The 18,772-nt window shown below is 43.6% G+C and carries 12 protein-coding genes and 1 tRNA gene; all 13 read right to left on the bottom strand.

Translation table 11 applies throughout. The annotated features are described in order from the left end of the window. Positions 1-18: 18 nt before the first annotated feature. Positions 19-543 (bottom strand): DUF6586 family protein, encoded by a 525-nt coding sequence (locus AOT82_RS10435; RefSeq protein ID WP_071002926.1) that lies wholly within the window; start codon positions 541-543, stop codon positions 19-21. A 165-nt stretch (positions 544-708) separates the two neighbouring features. Beyond that, a complete protein-coding gene (gene rpoC / locus AOT82_RS10430) occupies positions 709-4,926 on the bottom strand; it encodes a DNA-directed RNA polymerase subunit beta' (RefSeq protein ID WP_071002925.1) in 4,218 nt (1,405 codons plus the stop codon). A 151-nt stretch (positions 4,927-5,077) separates the two neighbouring features. Further along, complete coding sequence (gene rpoB, locus AOT82_RS10425; protein WP_071002924.1) at positions 5,078-9,196, bottom strand: DNA-directed RNA polymerase subunit beta; 4,119 nt, start codon at positions 9,194-9,196, stop codon at positions 5,078-5,080. 763 nt (positions 9,197-9,959) lie between these two features. Further along, the gene (gene rplL / locus AOT82_RS10420) at positions 9,960-10,337 is read right to left on the bottom strand and encodes a 50S ribosomal protein L7/L12 (protein ID WP_071002923.1); all 378 of its coding nucleotides are present in this window, start codon (positions 10,335-10,337) and stop codon (positions 9,960-9,962) included. Between the two features lie 120 nt (positions 10,338-10,457). Continuing rightward, a complete protein-coding gene (gene rplJ, locus AOT82_RS10415) occupies positions 10,458-10,985 on the bottom strand; it encodes a 50S ribosomal protein L10 (protein ID WP_071002922.1) in 528 nt (175 codons plus the stop codon). Between the two features lie 474 nt (positions 10,986-11,459). Further along, a complete protein-coding gene (rplA, locus tag AOT82_RS10410; RefSeq protein ID WP_071002921.1) occupies positions 11,460-12,161 on the bottom strand; it encodes a 50S ribosomal protein L1 in 702 nt (233 codons plus the stop codon). Next, positions 12,161-12,592 (bottom strand): 50S ribosomal protein L11, encoded by a 432-nt coding sequence (gene rplK / locus AOT82_RS10405; protein ID WP_071002920.1) that lies wholly within the window; start codon positions 12,590-12,592, stop codon positions 12,161-12,163. Before rplK ends, rplA begins: the two co-directional genes overlap by 1 nt. Positions 12,593-12,687: 95 nt before the next feature. Continuing rightward, positions 12,688-13,218, bottom strand: coding sequence for a transcription termination/antitermination protein NusG (gene nusG, locus AOT82_RS10400; RefSeq protein ID WP_071002919.1), 531 nt, complete (start codon positions 13,216-13,218; stop codon positions 12,688-12,690). Positions 13,219-13,289: 71 nt separating this feature from the next. Beyond that, positions 13,290-13,775: a preprotein translocase subunit SecE gene (gene secE / locus AOT82_RS10395; protein WP_071002918.1), complete on the bottom strand. Its 486-nt coding sequence runs from the start codon at positions 13,773-13,775 to the stop codon at positions 13,290-13,292. Positions 13,776-13,826: 51 nt separating this feature from the next. Then, positions 13,827-13,902 (bottom strand) — tRNA-Trp (locus AOT82_RS10390). A 368-nt stretch (positions 13,903-14,270) separates the two neighbouring features. Next, positions 14,271-15,461 (bottom strand): elongation factor Tu, encoded by a 1,191-nt coding sequence (gene tuf, locus AOT82_RS10385; RefSeq protein ID WP_071002260.1) that lies wholly within the window; start codon positions 15,459-15,461, stop codon positions 14,271-14,273. 223 nt (positions 15,462-15,684) lie between these two features. Further along, positions 15,685-17,811 (bottom strand): elongation factor G, encoded by a 2,127-nt coding sequence (gene fusA / locus AOT82_RS10380; RefSeq protein WP_071002917.1) that lies wholly within the window; start codon positions 17,809-17,811, stop codon positions 15,685-15,687. 351 nt (positions 17,812-18,162) lie between these two features. Beyond that, a complete protein-coding gene (gene rpsG / locus AOT82_RS10375) occupies positions 18,163-18,636 on the bottom strand; it encodes a 30S ribosomal protein S7 (protein WP_057761735.1) in 474 nt (157 codons plus the stop codon). Between the last annotated feature and the right edge of the window lie 136 nt (positions 18,637-18,772).

Below are 18,772 nucleotides of genomic sequence, written 5' to 3'. Positions count from 1 at the left end.
TCGAATAGACTCATCCTGCTAAAAATCAACCATCCCTGCACGTAGTTGCTCGATCAGCTCTAAAAGCTGATTACGCCATTCTCTTATCGTTGCCTCATCAGGTAACCATTGATTTGACAAAGTAACGACATTCACAATAAGGTCGGGCGCGGCTAAATCGCTACTTGGTTTTTCATCCACAACCGTATCTGGTGGTACCGCATAGAGACAACGCTCATAAGCGCGCTCTATATTTGCAATAAAGCCTTGCTGCTGCAATTGCTGCAAACGCTGAATCTCAGGAGATACCTGCGTGCGCTCGCTTAGTGCTTGCTCAATATCTGACAAAGTTGGTGCGGTCATATTTAAGCTATAAAAATGACCCAGTTCTTGAGTGAATGCCAGCAGCGCACCATACAAATGAAAAATAGCCGTTTCACAATGAGCTTGATATAGCTGCTTATCATTGGTGCTGCCTGCTGCTTGACAAGAGAGACGGCAGAAATACAGTTTTTGATTGGTACGATCTGCTTGATATTTGGCAACGCGAGTTTTACCTGCCATGTGCGACTTATCCTTCTATAGATAGTAAATTGAGGCTTATTTTCCAGTGTACTATTTTTTTAGATAATAGCACCATGCCTTTCTCAGTTTTTATACACACAAAAAAGCCAGCGACTTAGGCTGGCTTTTTTTGAATTGAAAATGAATCAAAAATATTTAATACAATTAATTATTTTGATTTAGCTCTTGAGCAAAGGCCTCATCAAAGCTTGCAAAGTCTTTGCTGTCAGTGCTTGCAGTCATATCAAACGCTGCATTTAGATCACTGTCTTGTAGCTTCTGATCCGCTGTCTCTTTGCGTGCCTTGTGATAAGCAAGACCCGTACCTGCAGGAATCAAGCGACCAACCACCACGTTTTCTTTCAGACCACGTAGCTCATCCACTTTACCAGTCACAGCCGCCGCCGTTAGTACACGGGTTGTTTCTTGGAAAGACGCCGCTGAGATAAAGCTTTCAGTTGCAAGACTTGCCTTAGTGATACCTAATAATTGACGCTCAAACTGTACTGGGAATTTGTCTTCCGCTTCTAGTTTCGCATTCAACGCTTTGATATCTGCATACTCGACCTGATCACCTTTGAAGTGGCTTGAATCGCCGCCGTCAGTGACTTCAACTTTACGCAGCATCTGACGAATAATAACTTCGATGTGCTTATCGTTGATTTTTACACCCTGCAAGCGATAAACGTCCTGTACTTCGTTGACGATATAATCAGCAAGTGCCGTCTGGCCTTTCAAACGCAAGATATCATGCGGGTTTTGTGGACCATCTGCAATAATCTCACCACGTGCTACCGTCTCGTTTTCAAAGACGTTGATTTGACGCCATTTTGGAATCAGCTCTTCATGTACTTCGCCATCTTCATTGGTAATAATGAAGCGGTTCTTACCTTTGGTCTCTTTACCAAAGCTTACGACACCTGTCATTTCTGCCATGATGGCGTGATCTTTTGGACGACGTGCTTCAAATAGATCAGCAACACGTGGTAGACCACCGGTAATATCTTTTGTACCAGAAGAGGCTTGTGGGACACGGCCTAGAATCGAACCTGCTGCTACTTTTTCACCATCGCTCACGCGAATGATCGTTTCAGCTGGTAAGAAGTAAACCACTTCTTTGCCTTCGTCAGTGTTCAAGATAATGGCAGGACGTAAGTCTTTTGCTGAACTTGAACGGTCACGAGTCGCTAGAATCTCAAACGAGCTCATACCAGTGGCATCATCAACCTTAACGGTCGCCGTTGAACCATCAACGATATCACTGAAACGTGCTGTACCAGCAAATTCTGTGATAATTGGATGGGTATGCGGATCCCATTTAGCGATGGTTTGACCGCTTTCAACCTGCTCTTCGTCTTTCACAAGAACGCTTGAACCGTACGGTACTTTATAGCGCTCACGCTCACGGCCAAGCTCATCAGTCAACGCGATTTCAGCTGAACGCGATACGATGACTAAGTGACCATCAGTATGCTGTACCGTTTTCATGTTTTCAAAGTGCGCTTGACCAGCATTACGTACAGAGATGCTGTTGTCCACAGATGCTGAACTCGCGGCCCCGCCCACGTGGAACGTACGCATGGTTAACTGAGTACCTGGCTCACCGATGGACTGAGCGGCCATAACACCAACTGATTCGCCGATGTTCACTTTATGACCACGTGCAAGGTCACGACCATAGCATTGTGAACACACACCATGTTCGATATCACAAGTAATCACCGAACGTACCCAGATATCATCGATTGCGTTGTTATCAAGGACATTAACCCAATACTCATCAATCAAGGTACCCGCTGGAATCAATACTTTTTCACTGTCATCATTGTAAGTAACGTCACGGGCAGTCACACGACCAAGTACGAGATCACCTAGCTTCTCAATGATTTCACCACCTTGGATATGTGGCTTCATGAGTAGGCCTTCTTCAGTACCACAGTCATCACTGGTGATCACCAAATCTTGCGCCACATCAACTAGGCGACGAGTTAGGTAACCCGAGTTAGCCGTTTTCAGTGCTGTATCCGCTAGACCTTTACGTGCACCATGCGTTGAGATGAAGTACTGTAGTACAGTCAAACCTTCACGGAAGTTCGCTTTAATTGGTGTCTCAATGATTGAGCCATCTGGTTTCGCCATCAAACCACGCATACCGGCCAACTGACGAATCTGTGCCGCACTACCACGAGCGCCAGAATCCGACATGATAAAGATCGAGTTGAATGACTTCTGCTCGTCTTCTTCGCCTTGCGCGTTGATAACTTTATCTGTTGCCAAATTATCCATCATCGCCTTAGCGACTTTGTCATTGGTACGTGACCAGATATCAACGACTTTATTATAGCGCTCACCAGCGGTCACAAAGCCTTGCTCAAATTGATCTTCGATTTCGCGAACTTCGCCTTCTGCCACTTCGATGATTTGTTTTTTCAGTGGTGGAATGACCATATCATCGATACCGATAGACACACCAGATAGCGTTGCTTGAGCAAAACCAAGATACATCAATTGGTCAGCAAACATAACGCTTTCTTTGACGCCCACTTTACGGTAGCAAGAGTTGATCAAACGAGAGATATTTTTCTTCGTCATCTCTTGGTTACACTCATCAAACGTCATACCTTTAGGCATGATGTTCCAGATAAGTAGACGACCAGCAACCGTATCTTTGATACTGGTTTCTTTGGTCTCGTTACCGTCTTCGTCAATTTGCGTTTCAGTGACACGCACTTTGATCTTCGCGTTTACATGCAAATCATTTGAACCAATTGCACGCAAAGCTTCGTTGACGGTCGAAAATATCATGCCTTCGCCTTTGGCATTGATAGACGAGCGACTGATGTAATATAGACCAAGTACAACGTCCTGTGAGGGTACGATGATCGGATCACCGTTCGCAGGTGACAAGATGTTATTAGTAGACATCATCAAGGCACGTGATTCAAGCTGTGCTTCAAGGGTCAATGGCACGTGAACGGCCATTTGGTCACCATCGAAATCGGCGTTGAATGCAGTACAAACAAGCGGATGCAACTGGATGGCTTTACCTTCGATCAATACTGGCTCAAATGCCTGTAAACCCAAACGGTGAAGTGTTGGCGCACGGTTGAGAAGTACTGGATGCTCACGGATAACCATGGCCAGCATATCCCATACTTGTGGCTCTTCACGCTCTACCATCTTTTTGGCAGCTTTAATCGTAGTCGCTAAACCATGAGACAATAGTTTGTTATAAGTAAATGGCTTGAATAATTCTAGAGCCATTTTCTTCGGTAGACCACACTGATGTAAACGTAATGTTGGGCCCACAACGATAACCGAACGACCAGAGTAATCGACACGCTTACCAAGCAAGTTCTGACGGAAACGACCTTGCTTACCTTTGATCATATCAGCCAAAGATTTCAATGGACGCTTGTTACTACCAGTGATGGCACGACCGCGACGACCGTTATCAAGCAACGCATCCACTGACTCTTGCAACATACGTTTTTCGTTACGTACGATGATATCAGGTGCGCTCAGCTCAAGCAGACGCTTAAGACGGTTGTTACGGTTGATCACACGGCGATATAGATCGTTTAGATCTGACGTCGCAAAACGACCACCTTCTAGCGGTACTAACGGGCGCAAATCTGGTGGTAGTACTGGCAAGATATTCATTACCATCCACTCAGGCTTGTTATTAGAGTCACGGAATGCTTCTAATAATTTAAGACGCTTAGACATCTTCTTAAGCTTGGTCTCAGAACCTGTTTGTGGAATCGCTTCACGCAGCTCATCAATCTCAAGATCCATATCGATATCTTTCAATAGGTCTTGGACAGCTTCCGCACCCATCTTGGCAGTGAACTCGTCGCCAAACTCTTCAAGTGCTTTGTAATAATCTTCATCATCAAGCAACTGATACTTCTCTAAAGAAGTCAGACCAGGATCAGTCACGATGTAGCTTTCAAAATATAGGACGCGCTCAATATCGCGCAATGTCATGTCTAGCAATAGACCGATGCGGCTTGGTAGTGATTTTAGGAACCAAATGTGCGCCACAGGACTGGCTAGGTCAATATGACCCATGCGGTCACGACGAACTTTCGCAGTGGTGACTTCAACACCACATTTTTCGCAGATAACGCCTTGGAACTTACGGCGCTTATATTTACCACATAGACATTCAAAATCTTTTACTGGGCCAAATATTTTGGCACAAAAAAGACCATCACGCTCAGGTTTGAACGTGCGATAGTTGATGGTTTCAGGTTTTTTTACTTCGCCGTGCGACCATGACTTGATGACGTCAGGTGAGGCTAGAGTAATTTGAATGCTATCAAACTCTGTATTACCGTTGCCGGTAGGGCTTTGCATGATATCGAGTAAATCTTTCAAGTTGCTTCTCCGTTATCTTTATAATCATCTGACAGCGTACCATTGACGCAGATAAGATGAATGAAGGCAATGAATAGGGTTGAGACAAATCACTAAAAGCAGCAGCAATAAAGCAGACTGCCTTTAGTGGACAACTAAGTTAAACAACGGGCTAGTTGCTTTGTTTTAACTCAATATTAATACCCAATGATTTGATTTCTTTGGTCAGTACGTTGAACGACTCAGGCATGCCTGGATCCATATACTGCTCACCATCAACGATGTTTTTGTACATACGAGTACGGCCTTCAACGTCATCCGACTTCACCGTTAGCATTTCTTGCAACGTGTAAGTCGCGCCGTATGCTTCTAATGCCCACACTTCCATCTCACCGAAGCGCTGACCACCAAACTGCGCTTTACCGCCGAGTGGCTGCTGCGTGACTAGAGAGTAAGAACCCGTTGAACGCGCATGCATTTTGTCATCAACCAAATGGTTAAGCTTGAGCATGTACATGTAACCCACGGTCACTTTACGGTCAAATTTCTGACCTGTACGACCATCATATAATGTCTGCTGACCATCGCGATCCATACCAGCAAGCTCAAGCAGGTCTTTGACTTGGCTTTCTTTTGCGCCGTCAAATACTGCTGTGCCCATTGGTACACCGCCACGTAAGTTGTCTGCTAGCGCCATGATGTCATCATCACTTAAGCTATCAAGATCAACTTGCTCACCGCCTACTTGGTTATAGATTTTGTCCAAGAAGTCACGTAGCTCTTTGATCGCTGCTTGAGATTTGAGCATACCATCAATCTTCTCGCCCAATCCTTTCGCTGCCATACCCAAATGCGTCTCTAGAACCTGACCAATGTTCATACGAGATGGTACACCAAGTGGGTTCAATACGATGTCAACTGTATTACCATTTTCATCATAAGGCATGTCTTCAACTGGCATGATGCGCGATACCACACCTTTGTTACCATGACGACCAGCCATCTTATCACCAGGCTGAATACGACGCTTAACCGCTAGATATACTTTAACGATTTTTTGTACGCCATGTTGTAAGTCATCACCAGCAGTCAATTTGCGTTTTTTCTCGGCAAACTTCACATCGATGTCTTTTTGCTTATCAACCAAGTAATCAGAGATTTGCGTCAGACGCTCAGAGATTTCTTCTTCTACTGGCTGGATATCAAGCAATGTTTCAAGGCTCATATCTTTCATATCAGCCAATGCCATAACCGTACCGGCTTTTAGACCAGCACCGCCGCTGACTTTTTGGCCATCTAGTAGAGTACTAATACGACCGCGAGCCGCTTCTTCAAAGATACGTAGCTCTTCTTTCAAATCTTTGCGATAGCTATCAAGCTGCGATTTTTCAATCGCTCTTGCGCGTGCGTCTTTTTCAACGCCATCACGGGTGAAAACCTGTACGTCAATAACCGTACCTTTACTTGAAGTTGGTACGCGTAGTGAAGTGTCTTTCACATCCGCCGCTTTTTCACCAAAGATAGCGCGTAGTAGTTTCTCTTCTGGCGTTAGCTGCGTTTCACCTTTTGGCGTCACTTTACCAACGAGAATATCACCAGCATCAACTTCAGCACCGATATAGACGATACCTGCTTCATCAAGACTTGATAGTGCGGCTTCACCAACGTTTGGAATATCAGCCGTGATCTCTTCTGTACCTAGCTTGGTATCACGAGCCACACAAGTCAATTCTTGGATATGAATCGTAGTGAAACGATCTTCTTTTACGACTTTTTCAGATAGTAAGATTGAATCTTCAAAGTTGTAACCATTCCACGGCATAAATGCGATGCGGATGTTCTGACCAAGTGCTAGCTCACCAAGATCCGTTGATGGACCATCAGCCAAGATATCACCCAAAGCAATCTCGTCACCTTGGTTAACGATGATACGTTGGTTGATACAAGTGTTTTGGTTAGAGCGCGTGTATTTGATCAAGTTATAGATATCAATACCCGCTTCACCAGCAACCATCTCGTCTTCGTTGACACGAACCACGATACGTGATGCATCAACATCTTCAATCACACCGCCACGCTTAGCGATGACACAAACACCTGAGTCACGAGCAACGTGACGCTCCATACCGGTACCTACCAATGGCTTATCAGCACGCAGGGTAGGAACCGCCTGACGCTGCATGTTCGAGCCCATCAAGGCACGGTTAGCATCATCATGCTCTAGGAACGGAATCAGACCTGCTGCAACCGATACTACCTGACTTGGTGATACATCCATATGCGTCACTTTTTCTGGCGGCATACGAACAAATTCACCATAGCTACGTACACTGACCATCTCGTCAGATAACGCGCCATCCTCAGTCATCGGAGAGTCAGCCTGTGCAATAACAGTACCGACTTCTTCGATTGCTGATAGATATTCAATATCATCAGTCACTTTACCATCAACCACACGGCGATATGGCGTTTCTAAGAAGCCAAAGCTGTTGGTTTTAGCAAATGTCGCTAGTGAGTTGATCAGACCAATGTTTGGACCTTCAGGAGTCTCAATAGGACATACACGGCCATAATGGGTATCATGTACGTCACGTACTTCAAAGCCTGCGCGTTCACGAGTTAGACCACCAGGTCCTAACGCTGATACACGGCGCTTATGGGTAACTTCAGACAATGGGTTGTTCTGATCCATAAACTGTGACAACTGGCTTGAACCAAAGAATTCTTTAACCGCAGCCGCTACTGGCTTAGAGTTAATCAAATCTTGTGGTGACAAGTTGTCTGACTCTGCTGAGCTCAAACGCTCTTTTACGGCACGCTCAACACGTACTAGACCAACACGGAATTGGTTTTCTGCCATCTCGCCCACTGAACGAATACGGCGGTTACCTAGATGGTCAATATCATCGACATCGCCGCGACCGTTACGAATTTCGATAAGTTCTTTTAGAACATTAACGATATCATCGTTGGTCAATACACTGCGTTCGCGTTGTACGTCTGGGTCATCGGTGTTTTCAAATGGCAGACCAAGACGACGGTTGAACTTCATACGACCGACGTTAGATAGGTCATAACGATCGGCGTTGAAGAACATGCTCTCAAACAGTTTCTCAGCCGTTTCAACCGTTGGCGGCTCACCTGGACGCATAACTTTGTAGATTTCGATCAATGCTTCTTCGCGGGTTGAGGTGCTATCAGCACGTAGCGTATCAGCAATATAGCTGCCTTGGTCGATATCGTTAGTGAACAAAATGCTGAACTCTTTGATGGCACCACTGGCTTCAAATGAGTTCAATTTCACCAATAACTCGTGGTCGATTGGCGTGTTCGCTTTAGCGATGATTTCATCATTAACAACGATGTCTTCAGCTAAAATACGCTCATATAGGTATTCATCAGGCACAGCAATTTTCGTCATACCTGCTTCTTCAAGCTGACGGATACGGCGTGCGTTAATACGTTTGCCCTGCTCTACAATAACGTCACCTTCAGGTGATACGATATCAAACTGCGCCATTTCGCCACGTAGACGATCAGCAACTAGATCAATTTCAAACGTCTCTTCAGCTTTATAAACAGCAACTTTATCAAAGAACAAATCTAGAATTTCAGATGTAGTCAGGCCAAGTGCACGTAGAATGATAGACGCCAATAGCTTACGGCGACGGTCAATACGAGCAAAGACTAAGTCCTTTGCATCAAATTCAAAGTCTAACCATGAACCACGGTAAGGGATAATACGCGCGTTATAAAGCACTTTACCACTTGAATGCGACTTACCTTTATCATGGTCAAAGAACACACCAGGTGAACGATGTAGCTGAGATACGATAACACGCTCAGTACCATTAATAATGAAAGTACCGTTCGCCGTCATCAAAGGTATCTCGCCCATGTAAACGCTTTGCTCACGGATATCTTTGATAGCGGCTTTGCTATCTTTATCTTTGCTATCTTTATCTTTGATGATCAAACGAATTTTGACACGCATCGGCGCCGCGAACGTTGAACCACGTAAGATACACTCACGCTCATCAAATTCAGGCGTACCTAAATAGTACTCAACAAATTGCAACTCCGCGTTACCAGAGTGACTCTCAATTGGGAAAATAGAGGAATACGCAGCTTGCAAACCAGTATTCTCACGAGCTTTTGGCTTTTTATGCTCTTGCAAAAATTGCTCATAAGAATCTACTTGAATAGACAGTAAATAGGGAACGTCCATTACAGTGGGCAATTCAGCAAAACTTTTGCGAATACGCTTTTTTTCAGTATAAGAATATGCCATCGAGAGTCCTTACAGTAAACGTGGAAACAAATTAAAAGCGTGGCCAATATGCATAAATACGATGCACACTTAGCGACGTAAACGATAATATAAAACGGGTTTTCGTGTTCAGTTCATGTCTTTTCTGTCAATTACTACTTTACTCATCAGTGCTTACCTAGCACACTTCACTTAATCTCGTCGTTGCTTGCTAAATTCATGGTAAGTGAATCAATCTATATGACTGTTGCAACCAAAAAATTCAATATTATATAATCTATAATGCATTGCCTATGAGGCTTAATTTACAAATACATTGCTGGAAAATAACGTCTATTAAGATTGCATATAAGCCACTTGCCATCTAGACTGCTTATTACCGAACTATGTTCCCTACACATGCAAACTGTCTATAAGACTTAATATCGACAGTCATGCCACACCAAGTAGGCAACTTATGATCACCAGCTTTTTCAGAATACCGCTTTTTTCAGGATTAATAATTGGGGTAACTATAACTTTAAGAATCAGTATAAACTATAGTGTTGATAGGAAAGCATGCAGACACAAAAAAATGCCAAACATCTACAGACGTTTAGCTGATATTAACTGATTTTAAAAACTGGTATGTGTACTTGCATGTATATCGTCTGTCCTTTTGATGGGTATCCACCGTTAATGCATACGTATGTTGGCAGACACAAAAGGTCAAGCTACGAATTATAATAAAAAAAAGCCGGCAATGCAAGGCATTACCAGCTTTTTTTTCTGTACAGTGTTAAACTTATTTTAGTTCAACAGTTGCACCAGCTTCTTCAAGTTTCTTTTTCAACTCTTCAGCTTCAGCTTTAGATGCGCCTTCTTTGATTGGAGCTGGAGCGCCTTCAACCAAATCTTTCGCTTCTTTTAGGCCAAGACCAGTTGCTTCACGTACGGCTTTAATTACGCCAACTTTCTTGTCGCCGAAGCTAGCAAGAACAACGTCAAACTCGTCTTTTTCTTCAGCAGCAGCAGCGCCACCAGCAGCAGCAGCAACAGGTGCAGCAGCAGCAACAGCAGCAGTTACGCCGAATTTTTCTTCCATATCGCTGATTAGCTCAACGATGTCCATTACTGACATTTCAGCGATTGCGTTTAACACATCTTCTTTAGATAGTGCCATGAGAACTCTCCGTTATCTGATAAAAATTAATTGATTTTAATATCGCTTTGATTGATTGCCGAATGTGGCAATAAAATTCAACCAAAATTAGCAATGTTAAAGTTACGTTAAAACAAGCAATTAAGCAGCTTCTTTTGCGTCTTTGATTGCCGCTACAGTGCGAACGAACTTGCCAGGAACAGCGTTCATAGTCTGGACAAGCTTGGTCACTGGTGCGTTCATAGTAGCCATCAAGATAGAGATTGCTTCGTCGCGAGTTGGTAGCTTCGATACGCGCTCTAGCTCTTCTGGACCATAAACTTCACCACCGACTGATACTAATTTGGTCTCTAAAGCTTTGTTGTCTTTGCTAAAGTCGAAAACGACTCGAGCGGCAGATCCCAAGTCTTCCATAGAGAAAGCCAAAAGTAGTGGACCAGTCATACGGTCTGACATGCTCTCAAACTTAGTGCCTTCAAAAGCGCGTTTTGCCAGGGTATTTTTTACCACTTTCAAAACGACGCCTTTTTCACGGGCTTGTACGCGAAGCTGAGTAAGCTGTGCAACACCAATACCGTGATATTCGGCAGCTACTGCTGAGTAAGCATTAGCAGCAACTTCAGACACTTCAGCCACAACTTGTTGTTTTTGCTCTAGCGTTAATGCCATAAGTTGACTCCTTTAATCTTATCAATCTGCTTATCATAAAAGCGCTAAAAATCGAAATTTCTGCAAGCTTAAATTTCAAGCTAGGACTGACTTGATACGACACATTACCAGCGGATTCAATTAATAAAAAAAGCATCTACTGGTAACGACTGATTACGGCACCGTTATCAGAATGACGTTGAGTAATAGTTTGAAGATTATATAAATAACCTTACCGCCCTATTCGCTCGTGTCTTAAACTGTGTGGGCCACCGTCTGCGTAGGACAACTAAGATTTTCATCTGTCGTCGATTAACAAAAGTGACTCAGTGTCATATTTAACCATTCGAAAATTGTCACTTATGACGCTAAACCACTCTCTACCTACGGTCTTAGACAGCGTAGCAAATACTACGCTGACCTAATTTTTGAATATAGTATGTGCTCGACATTCAAAATACTTGAAGTTCAAGTACTCAAAAATAGAGACTTTAATTATTTTGCAGTACGATAAGGAACAGCGTCAATCGTTAGACCAGGGCCCATCGTGCTAGACAAGGTGATTTTCTTGATGAAAGTACCTTTAGAAGTAGCAGGCTTAGCACGCTTTAAATCAGAAAGAATCGCTTGCGCGTTTTGCTCGATTTGCTCAGCAGTGAAACCAACTTGACCGATAGTTGCATGGATAATACCAGCTTTATCAACACGGTACTGAGCCTGACCCGCTTTCGCATTAGTCACAGCTTCAGCAACGTTTGGCGTTACCGTACCAACTTTAGGGTTAGGCATTAGACCACGTGGACCTAGGATCGTACCCAATTGACCAACAACACGCATAGCATCAGGAGCTGCGATCACAACATCAAAGTCCATGTTACCGGCTTTGATTTCTTCTGCTAGGTCTTCAAAACCAACGATGTCCGCACCAGCTTCTTTAGCGGCTTCAGCAGCAGCGCCTTGAGCAAATACAGCAACGCGTTTAGTTTTACCAGTACCAGCAGGTAGATTGGTTGCACCGCGAACGACTTGGTCAGATTTACGTGGGTCAACGCCCAAGTTTACTGCAATATCGATAGACTCTTTGAATTTTAGCGCTGGCAAATCGTTTAGGATTTGAACAGCTTCTTCTAGCGTGTATTGTTTTTCGTTATCAACACGGCTTTGAATTTCTTTTTGACGTTTGGTTAGCTTAGACATTATACACCCTCCACGGTAATACCCATTGAACGTGCAGTACCAGCGATGGTACGGACAGCAGCGTCAAGATCAGCAGCCGTTAAATCTGCATTCTTAGTCTTAACGATTTCTTCTAGTTGTGCACGGTCCACTTTGCCGACTTTAGCAGTGTTCGGTGTACCTGAACCTTTAGCGATGCCAGCAGCTTTACGTAGTAAGTACGCAGCTGGTGGTGACTTCATGATGAAGGTAAAAGATTTATCGTTATATACTGTGATCTCAGTTGGGATCGGTAGACCTGGCTCCTGGCCTGAGGTCGCAGCGTTAAATTCTTTACAGAACGCCATGATGTTCACGCCTTTTTGACCCAAAGCTGGACCAATCGGTGGTGAAGGATTTGCTTTGCCTGCAGGCACTTGCAGTTTGATGTAACCATCAATCTTCTTAGCCATGATACTCTCCTAAATGGGTGATAGCGCCAAATCAACGTGATATGACATATACCTAGTTGACTAACAGCTCCCCGGTTGATTAACTTTTTGCTGATTTAGTCTAGTTTTTCAACTTTACTAAACTCAAGCTCAACCTGCGTAGGTCGATTAAATACGTTTACCGTTAAATGTAGTTTAGACTTCTCATAATCCACTTTTTCTACTAACCCTTTAAAGTCAGTGAATGGACCATCGATAACCAATAACTCTTCGCCTGGCTCAAATAGCGTCTTAGGACGTGGGTCAGTTTCAGTCTGGTTCAAACGGTTCAAAATACGGTCCGCTTCTACTTGCGTAATTGGTGCAGGCATCTCAGGCGTGCCACCAACGAAGCCCATAATACGAGGGCAATCTTTTACGATGTGCCAAGTATTATCGTTCATCTCCATCTGGATCAATACATAACCTGGAAAGAATTTACGCTCACTCTTACGCTTTTTGCCGTCTTTCATTTCGACGACTTCTTCAGTAGGAACCAGTACATCACCGAATGACTCAGCAAAGTCACTACGGTTAATACGATCAGTTAACGAACGTTGTACTTGTTTTTCATATCCTGAAAACGCTTGGACAATATACCAACGCATATCACGCTCCTGATCATTATGAATAAGTCGTTATAAGTAAATCTCTCGTTAATAGTCACTAATACGTGCTATTAACCGATAAAGATACCAACGAACCAATTAAAGAAATTATCTAATAACCAAATAAAAAACCCAACAATTCCGATTACGACAATGACTTGCCATGTGTATTGAAAGGTTTCGTCTTTACCTGGCCATGTCACTCGGCGAAGCTCAACACCTGCGTCTCTTAATAATATTTTAAAAGCACGACCTTGATGCGTCAGCGCCAAGCAAATTAATGCAAATAAAACAAGTGCAACAATAATACCAATACGTACCCAGACATCGTTGGCAGGTTGCCAATAGCCTGGTAGATATTGATTAACGAGAGTCGCACCGATCAAAACAATTGCGGCAAGTAGCCACAAAATCAAATCTTTGATTGAGCCAGTCTTAGCAACTTCAACAGCAGAAGTACCGCTCGCTGAGATGTGCTTATCTTTAGACAGCATTCCACCAGCAACCGCCTTGGCATCAGATAACTTAGTCTCGAGGTTATCTTGATTATTGCTCATAAAGAACTCGCTTCGGAGATGATGGGGTACAACAAAGATGAGATAAGAAGATGGCAGGCGATGTAGGACTCGAACCTACAACCCTCGGTTTTGGAGACCGATGCTCTACCAATTGAGCCAATCGCCTATGGATGTAAAGGACAGCATTATACAATATCCAGCATAGAATGCAAGCCTTTGGCGGTAAAATTGTTAATTTTTACCTGATATTACATCTATCAAAAGTCACTATATTAATTATAGGCTTTCTCGTTATGGTTTAGATTAACCATACACGTTAAATGCAGCGCTAATATAGCAAGCTATGTGGCAAATTACAATACAGTGCATTATAAATAAATAGCCAGTATCAAAAGTCACTCCATCAAAAGAACCATTTTACCAAAACTTAGATCTAATGCTGCAAATACCCCTATTTACCTCCAAAAAAAAGCCACCCTAGATAGGGTGGCTTTTTTATGACTAATTCATAATCTCATTACTGAGACTTAAGTCTTAGTTCAATACGTTAGCAACAACACCAGCGCCTACAGTACGGCCACCTTCACGAATAGCGAAGCGTAGACCTTTGTCCATAGCAATTGGGTGGATAAGCTCTACGCCCATCTCAACGTTATCACCAGGCATGACCATTTCAGTACCGTCTTGTAATTGGATTGCGCCAGTTACGTCAGTGGTACGGAAGTAGAACTGTGGACGATAGCCGTTTAGGAATGGTGTGTGACGACCACCCTCTTCTTTTGACAGTACATATACTTCAGCGTCAAATTTGGTGTGAGGCGTGATTGAACCTGGCTTCGCTAGTACTTGGCCACGTTGTACGTCTTCACGCTTAGTACCACGTAGTAGTACGCCACAGTTTTCGCCAGCACGACCTTCGTCAAGCATTTTACGGAACATCTCTACACCAGTACAGGTGGTTTTTTGAGTGTCACGGATACCAACGATTTCGATTTCGTCACCAACTTTTACGATACCAGATTCAACACGGCCAGTTACTACGGTACCACGACCTGAGATTGAGAATACGTCTTCGATTGGCATTAGGAATGCTTTGTCAACGTCACGCTCTGGCTCTGGTATGTAGGTGTCTAGTACGTTTAGTAGTTCTACAACGGCTGGTTGGCCGTATTTTTCTTGTGAGCCTTTTAGGGCTTCAGTAGCAGAACCGTGGATGATTGGGGTGTCATCACCTGGGAAGTCATAGTCGTTCAATAGTTCACGAACTTCCATTTCTACTAGTTCTAGTAGTTCTTCGTCATCTACCATGTCACATTTGTTCATGAATACGATGATGTATGGTACGCCAACCTGACGTGATAGCAAGATGTGTTCACGAGTCTGTGGCATTGGGCCGTCAGTTGCTGATACAACTAAGATTGCGCCGTCCATCTGAGCGGCACCTGTGATCATGTTTTTAACATAATCGGCGTGACCTGGGCAGTCTACGTGTGCGTAGTGACGTGTGTCTGTGTCATATTCTACGTGTGAGGTGTTGATGGTGATACCACGTGCTTTTTCTTCTGGTGCTGAGTCAATAGACGCGTAGTCTTTTGCTTCGCCACCAGAGGTGATTGCAGCTACGGTTGCGATTGCAGCGGTAAGGGTGGTTTTACCATGGTCAACGTGTCCGATGGTACCGACGTTGACGTGTGGCTTGCTACGTTCAAACTTGGCCTTTGCCATGGGTATTTCCTCTTTTTTTTGGTTCCAAAGCTTAATTCATATAAATATGACAATTAAGAAAATCTTGGTCACCTTAAGATAATTGTTAAAAGGTTACACATACTAATGTGCAGATATTATAAGAAAATTGCGACCAATAACAAGTCTTTTAACAAGTTATTGGCCGATTCTTTAGTGACAATACACAGAGATACTCTATATTGTCACCTTTAGTAAGTTTTATTTACTCGTCATCATCTTTAGAGTTGTACTTAGAGATGATTTCAGCAGCAACTGATTTTGGAATTTCAACGTACTTTTGGAATTCCATTGAATAAGTTGCACGGCCTTGTGACATAGAGCGCATTTGAGTGGCATAACCAAACATTTCCGCTAATGGTACTTCAGCACGAATCTGTTTAGTGCCACCAGGTAGGTCTTCCATACCCTGTACCAAACCACGACGACGGTTAAGATCGCCCATGATGTCGCCCATGTAGTCTTCAGGTGTTTCAACTTCTACTTTCATCACTGGCTCAAGTAGCGCTGGATCAGCTGCTAAGAAACCTTTTTTGAAGGCCATAGAACCTGCCATCTTAAATGACAATTCATCAGAGTCAACGTCATGATAAGAACCATCATACAAAGTCGCTTTTACGCCAACAACTGGGTAGCCTGCAAGTACGCCGTTTTTCATGCGCTCTTGGATACCTTTATCAACAGCACCGTGGAATTCTTTTGGTACCACACCGCCAACAACTTCTTCAGCGAATTCATATTCAGTGTCGCCAGCTGGATCAAGTGGTTCAAGACGTAACCATACGTGACCAAACTTACCACGACCACCTGTTTGACGTACGAATTTGCCTTCTTGTTCAACAGTGTTACGAATCGTCTCACGATAAGCAACCTGAGGTGCGCCGATGTTTGCTTCAACGTTGAATTCACGCTTCATACGGTCAACAAGAATCTCTAGATGCAGCTCACCCATACCACTGATAATCGTCTGACCAGATTCTTCGTCAGTGTGTACACGGAACGATGGATCTTCTTTTGCCAAACGGCCAAGCGCGATTGACATTTTTTCTTGGTCAGCTTTGGTCTTTGGCTCAACCGCTAGAGAGATAACTGGTTCTGGGAATTCCATACGCTCAAGCGTGATCACGTTGTCTTCGTCACATAGCGTATCACCAGTCGTTACATCTTTCATGCCGACTAGGGCTGCGATATCACCTGTACGAATCTCTGCAAGCTCTTCTTGAGAGTTTGCCATCATCTGTACAATACGGCCAACACGCTCACGCTTCATTTTAACTGGGTTATAAACACTGCTACCCTGCTTCATGACACCAGAATAAACACGTACGAAGGTTAAGTTACCAACGAACTTGTCGTTCATGATTTTGAACGCTAGTGCTGAGAAAGGTGCTTCATCTGATGCTTCACGGCTGCCTTCGCTTTCGTCTTTGTCATCAAGAATACCTTTAATAGCAGGTACGTCAATTGGTGCTGGTAGATACTGGATAACCGCATCTAGCATCTTTTGTACGCCTTTGTTTTTAAAGGCAGTACCACAAAGAAGTGGGATGATTTCGTTATCAATAGTCAACTGACGAATAGCACTGTGGATCTGCTCTTCAGTCAACTCACCGTTTTCTAGATATTCGTTCATCAACTCTTCATTGGCTTCAGCAGCACTTTCTACAAGGTACTCGCGATACTCGTCCGCTTTGTCTTGTAGTTCAGTTGGGATATCACGCTCATCATACTGCATACCTTGAGACGCTTCGTCCCAATAGATAGCTTTCATAGTCACTAGATCAACAACGCCTTCGAAGTCATCTTCTTTGCCAATTGGAATAACCAATGGTACTGGCTTGCCGCCAAGACGGGTTTTGATCTGTTCGATAACACGATAGAAATCAGCACCAACACGGTCCATTTTGTTTACAAATGCAAGACGTGGTACTTTGTATTTATTCGCTTGACGCCATACGGTCTCAGACTGTGGCTGAACGCCGCCTACTGCACAGTAAACCATGCAAGCGCCATCAAGTACGCGCATAGAACGTTCAACTTCGATTGTGAAGTCAACGTGACCTGGGGTATCGATGATGTTGATACGGTGTTCGGCAAACTGTTTAGCCATACCTGACCAAAAACAAGTTGTTGCTGCTGAGGTAATAGTAATACCACGCTCTTGTTCTTGCTCCATCCAGTCCATAGTGGCTGCGCCATCATGTACTTCGCCAATTTTGTGGCTAACACCGGTATAGAATAAAACACGCTCAGTAGTGGTCGTTTTACCAGCATCGATGTGCGCTGAAATACCAATATTGCGATAGCGTTTTAGGGGAGTTTTACGAGCCATAGTGTTTTCCTAGGAAAAGTCGTGTATATAATAATGTATTGTGTCTCTACCTCATACTCTATGACAAAGCGTTCAGCTTCGTAATATTACTTACTGATTATTGAGCCTAATACGGACAAAAAAAGAGCAAATACTAAGAATAGTGTGGCATCAAATTTGGGATGTTCTCTAATGAAAGGATGAAAGTCATACTTGTTAAGAGAGACATCTTGATAGATGTCCGCCACCCCAGTCATTAATAAATAACATTTATATATGACCGAATGATGATGGCGGCAATCAATAGAATAAACAACAATGTAAGATTAATGAGTATGAGCTATTAATCTCAAGCTACTGTTAAAAAGTAGCTTAGAAACGGTAATGAGAGAATGCTTTGTTAGCATCTGCCATGCGGTGAACTTCGTCACGCTTTTTCATAGCAGCGCCTTTGCCATCAGCAGCATCATTCAATTCACCAGCTAAACGCAAAGCCATTGATTTTTCAGAACGCTTAGCAGCAGCTTCAGCTAACCAACGCATAGCCAAGGCAGTACGACGGGAGGGGCGTACTTCCATTGGTACTTGATAGGTTGCACCGCCAACGCGGCGAGCTTTTACTTCTACCATTGGGCGTACATTTTCAAGCACTTCTTCGAAGAAAGATACTGGATCTTCAACTTTACGCTTCTCACTTACTGTCTCAAGTGCACCGTAAACGATACGCTCAGCAGTAGATTTTTTACCATCACTCATTACATGGTTGATGAATTTTGCAACAGTTTGGCTACCAAACTTAGGATCCGGTAGGATCTCACGGGCAGCAACGACGCGACGTCTTGGCATAATAAATTTCCTTATCTTCAGGAGTGTCTAACATTCACAACATCGACTACTCATCATTAGGGTATAGCAGCGAGTTATCAGTTAGCCTTACTGCATGGTGGTATGTTTTAAGAGCAAATCACTTATATAAAAGTAA

Source organism: Psychrobacter sp. AntiMn-1 (assembly GCF_001854065.1).
In the GTDB taxonomy this organism is placed as follows: domain Bacteria; phylum Pseudomonadota; class Gammaproteobacteria; order Pseudomonadales; family Moraxellaceae; genus Psychrobacter; species Psychrobacter pacificensis.
The sequence above is the reverse complement of the archived record's forward strand: the minus strand, read 5'-3'. Positions and strand labels throughout refer to the sequence as shown.

Bases quoted from the DNA above. Each gene is read 5' to 3' on its own strand.
- rpoB (WP_071002924.1), bottom strand. From the start codon at position 9,196: ATGGCATATTCTTATACTGAAAAAAAGCGTATTCGCAAAAGTTTTGCT.
- rplL (WP_071002923.1), bottom strand. From the start codon at position 10,337: ATGGCACTATCTAAAGAAGATGTGTTAAACGCAATCGCTGAAATGTCA.
- rplK (WP_071002920.1), bottom strand. From the start codon at position 12,592: ATGGCTAAGAAGATTGATGGTTACATCAAACTGCAAGTGCCTGCAGGC.
- secE (WP_071002918.1), bottom strand. From the start codon at position 13,775: ATGAGCAATAATCAAGATAACCTCGAGACTAAGTTATCTGATGCCAAG.
- rplA (WP_071002921.1), bottom strand. From the start codon at position 12,161: ATGTCTAAGCTAACCAAACGTCAAAAAGAAATTCAAAGCCGTGTTGAT.
- fusA (WP_071002917.1), bottom strand. From the start codon at position 17,811: ATGGCTCGTAAAACTCCCCTAAAACGCTATCGCAATATTGGTATTTCA.
- AOT82_RS10435 (WP_071002926.1), bottom strand. From the start codon at position 543: ATGGCAGGTAAAACTCGCGTTGCCAAATATCAAGCAGATCGTACCAAT.
- nusG (WP_071002919.1), bottom strand. From the start codon at position 13,218: ATGCGTTGGTATATTGTCCAAGCGTTTTCAGGATATGAAAAACAAGTA.
- rpsG (WP_057761735.1), bottom strand. From the start codon at position 18,636: ATGCCAAGACGTCGCGTCGTTGCTGCCCGTGAGATCCTACCGGATCCT.
- tuf (WP_071002260.1), bottom strand. From the start codon at position 15,461: ATGGCAAAGGCCAAGTTTGAACGTAGCAAGCCACACGTCAACGTCGGT.
- rplJ (WP_071002922.1), bottom strand. From the start codon at position 10,985: ATGGCATTAACGCTAGAGCAAAAACAACAAGTTGTGGCTGAAGTGTCT.